Genomic DNA, 4128 nt, shown 5'->3' on the forward strand with positions numbered 1-4128 from the left:
CGAAGCCTTTAATCCGATGTCGGGAAAGAAGAATAAGAGAATTTCCGGAAAGAAGCGGAGCAATTCTGCTTCCCATCGGTCCTCGCTACCGGGGAGCAAGGTAAAAGTCACATCAAGAGGCCGGGCTTCAGGTAGAGCGGCGATCTGATCCTTTTCCGCAGTCGTGAGCCTACCCGATCGAAACAATAATGGAGTGTCGCGGCGCGCCGGCACCAATGTCACCACGTCCTTTCGCAGGCTGAGCGGAGGCGCGGTATTTACGGAGGGGCGGAACCGGGTGAGCGACTCTGTATTGATTTAGTGAGCAGCAGACTCGGCTAAAACTGCTTGGTCCAGTCCCCTCGCCGGATAGCTCCGACGAGGGGTTTTCGTTTCAGCCATGTCCTGGGAACAACCGCTGAGAGATCAGGCTCTCCGTCCACTCAGGGCGCGTGGCGACGCTTCTACCGCCGCATTTGGTGCACCGCAGCCGCAGGCCGACATCCGGGACAGCCGTCTGAGCGGGGAATCCCGAAGCATCGACCACGGCCTCATGCCCGCAACGGGGTCTGAGACATTCCGCACTGACGCTCGTAACTCCTAAACTCCGCATGTTGGTGAGGGTCATGGGGGCAATTTCATTACCCGCGCTGTCATACGCGCGACGCGGATTACGGCCTGCTTTCATGCAATGTTCCATTCGAACGAAATGAGAACATTGCCATCGCTTTAGGGGAACGTCTATGGTGGCGCTGCCCCAAGCGTGAGCTCAGCGTGTTCGGTCGTTGCTCGGGGCGAGAAATAGGACGAGGCCTAGCGAAATTGAAAACGTCCAACAGAACGTCCAACATTCTCTGAGCGCCGAACGCTTGGAATGCCCACAAAATAAGGGTTTCCTACAGATTCGAGATTTCGATTGGCGGTCTCCGTCTCCGCCACTACTGCGCCAGTGCCGTCCGTACCGCCAGCAGCTCCGAGACCGACCCCAGTCCCGCTCTGTCGCCCTGAAAGCGATCGTTTATGCCGGTTGCCTGTGCTTGCCCGTTTCATCGGAGTTGAAACGCTTGGCACCTTGCATGAGCGTCAGGGCGAGCTGAGCCAATCGACCACGAACGGCTTTCCCATCTCCTGGGCCGTGTTCGGATCTAATCGAGTTTCGCCGGGGCGGCCAGCTTGCCGCTGTGTTCGATGGCCAACTTTATGGCTCCACACAAATGGCCTTGAAGAACTCAATCCCACGGCGCTAACGCACCACGTCGCCAACTTCGAAACCACGCGCATTATTGACCCGGAAAGGCGCTCGCCGACTCAATGCACGGGGTCCCTTACAAGCAAGTATTGGCAGGCGATCGACGACGCACCTAGTAACAAGGCGGGTATGGATAGTAGCCGCAGGCAGGGGGCGGCGGCGGTGGTGGGTAGCGATAGTATGGTGCTGCAGCCGCCGCTCCGATGGCTGCGCCCGCGGCGGCTGCGCCCAGGGCGCCACCGGCACCGTACCATGCTCCTCTGTAGACAGGTGCGTGCCAATAGGCGCCGCCACGATAACCACCCACTGCCACGCCACCGTGGAAGCCCCCGAACCGCGCTGCAAAGAAGTCGATGAACAGGGCGGCAGGTCCCGTCGCGCCATTCAAGTTGCCTTCCAGAACGGCCACATCGAACGTGAGCGTGGTGCCCTCCAGCTTGGCGGATTTCAGGGTCACGACCGCATCAGCCACGTCCGAGCCACTGCCGCCCAAAACAGAGATGGTTGCGTTCGGTGGGTCTTTCGCAAAACTGTCCTTGCCTTGATCCCATTGCATGATGAACTGCTCGGTCGTGACGTGACCGGCGGCGCGCACGGGACGGTCGGCGAACACGATAGAGTTTGCAGCGACGCCAGTCAGAATGAGTTTATCGCCCTCTAAGCGAGCGCCTGCGGAATTGATGACGGCAAGCGATGGCTCAGGCGCCGTCTGCGCCGCAACCCCGATGGTTTTCTGAAGGGGAACATGCGGCTTCTTGTTCGCATCCTGAGCGAGGGCCTGGCCAGATGTTGCCGTGATACTCAAGAGCAGCAATGCAGTAGCTACGAGGTCATGGACGTTCATTTCGCGTTCCTCAATAACACGAGTTGACAGGCAAGCGCGGCCCCCCGGAGACGGCTGGCTTCAGGACGAATCAGAATTCATCGGAACTGTCTCGGCACCGATAGCCGATGAAGCATTGCGGATTGTTCGAGCTCGGGACCCACGCGGGCTCGGGGAACTGGTCGATCAGGCATTCTGCCGCGCTCCTGACGAAGCGGGCGTAAGTGTTGGGTCCCGTATCAAGGACGACAGCGCCTTCCTTCATCACGAGTTGCCGGTTGGCCGAGCATGGGCGTTGCGACGTCGGCGGCCCAACCTGCGCGGTGACTTCTGTTGCGAACAATGCCAAAGCGATGGCTGACAGCAAGCGTATCAAAGGTTCCTCCTCGAGCACTCGATGTATGGGAATTTGTCTTCGTTCCCTCGGACGAGCGAACGCCAGGGGTGGAAAGGCGTCTGAACGCAGCCTCAACACCAAATGAAGGACGGCTCGCTACGAGCCGCCCTTCCACAAGGCCGTTTTGCTCAATTGCCCGGCTTGTTCTTGATCGCAGCGTCGATCTGTTTCTTTACGGCGTCCAGGTTGAATGAAGCCGGGTCTTGCATCGGTGGGAAGTCGATCGCCGTGAGAGCCAACTTTCCGACGACCTCTTGCACGCTGACAAAGCGCCAGAATTCACGCGCGTAGAAGTCGTTCATGTAGCCGCCGCCCAAGTCGTTGAGGCTCTGGCCGCCGATTGAGGGCGTCCGCTCAAAGGGGTCTTGGCGAATGTTGACCATCACGGGCATATCGGTTGTGACCTTCGCGCCCGGCCAACCCTGCGGCTGCTGATAGAACTGGAACTTGAAATCCCCGATCCGAATGGCCCCGAGCTGAGGACCGCCGAAATAGAAGAATTCACGCCGCGTAGAGGGTCCATTGCCCTGCAGTAGGTCGAGCTGGTTATAGCCGTCGAGATGGTTCTTGTAGGTACGGTCCCCCAGCTTCACGCCGCTCAGGAGTTGGCCCGTGATATCGGTGTTACCGGCTGCGGCGAGGAGAGTCGGAAACCAATCCAATGCCGAGAAAATACCATTCTCGACCGTGCCCGGTTTCACTTTGCCCGGCCAGCGGATGATTGCGGGAGCCCGGAACCCGCCTTCCAAGACTGTTCCCTTGGTTCCTTTGAATGGGGTCATGCCGCCATCGGGCCACGTAAACACTTCAGCGCCGTTATCGGTGGTGAAGACGACGATTGTGTTGTCCGCCTGGCCCGAATCTTCCACGCATTTTATGAGGGAGCCGACGCTGTCATCGAGCTGCGCCATCCCGGCCTCTTCAAGACCATAGTTCGTCGTGCTGTTCATGAGCCCCTGATATTTTGGCGACAGGAACGTCCACACGTGCATGCGGGTCGTGTTGTGCCAGACAAAGTAAGGCTTCCCGTCTGTCTTGGCTTTGTCCATGAAATCGCACGTGGACTTGACCAGCACTTCGTCGAAGGTCGTCATGTCATATTTCGCCTTCGGGCTGATGTCGTGCATGTTCGGCACGTTCGTCATGTTCGGGAAAGGTGCGAGAGGCCCCTCATCCACGATCCTCTGTTTGCCAATTCTGCCCCAGCGTGGTTGTTCGGTCGCGTCGTCTGTGTCCGTCGCCCAGGTGTGCACCAGATTGCGAGGGCCGACCTTGTCACGATAGGACTGGTCGTCGGGGAATGAATACCAATAGGGGTCGGACATCGCGTCGAGGTGGTAAAGGTACCCAAAAAATTCGTCGAAGCCATGCAGTGTCGGCAGATACTTATTTAAATCGCCAAGATGGTTTTTTCCGAACTGGCCGGTGACGTATCCTTGGTTTTTAAGAGCCGAGGCAATGGTTGCTGCCTGAGCTGGCATGCCGACATCGGCGCCCGCCTGGCCGACCGTCGTAAGTCCCGTGCGCAACGGGATTTCACCGGTGATGAAACTCGCTCGGCCCGCGGTGCAACTCGCCTCGGCATAATAGTCCGTGAACATCATGCCCTGAGAAGCCAGTCGGTCGAGGTTGGGCGTCTTTCCGGACATGATACCCCGGTGATAGGCGCCAATGTTGAAC

Annotated in this window: 3 protein-coding genes; all 3 read right to left on the bottom strand. The window is 58.6% G+C overall.

The window, feature by feature from the left end:
- On the bottom strand, positions 1-222 hold a 222-nt coding region (locus AC1DT3_RS13465; RefSeq protein WP_477465759.1), incomplete at its 3' end, for a hypothetical protein.
- A 1118-nt stretch (positions 223-1340) separates the two neighbouring features.
- Positions 1341-2072 (bottom strand): hypothetical protein, encoded by a 732-nt coding sequence (locus AC1DT3_RS13470; RefSeq protein WP_477465760.1) that lies wholly within the window; start codon positions 2070-2072, stop codon positions 1341-1343.
- Between the two features lie 504 nt (positions 2073-2576).
- Positions 2577-4128: arylsulfatase (locus AC1DT3_RS13475; protein ID WP_477465761.1), on the bottom strand; the 1552-nt coding region annotated here is incomplete at its 5' end.

Source organism: Microvirga sp. P4_G7, from assembly GCF_056401005.1.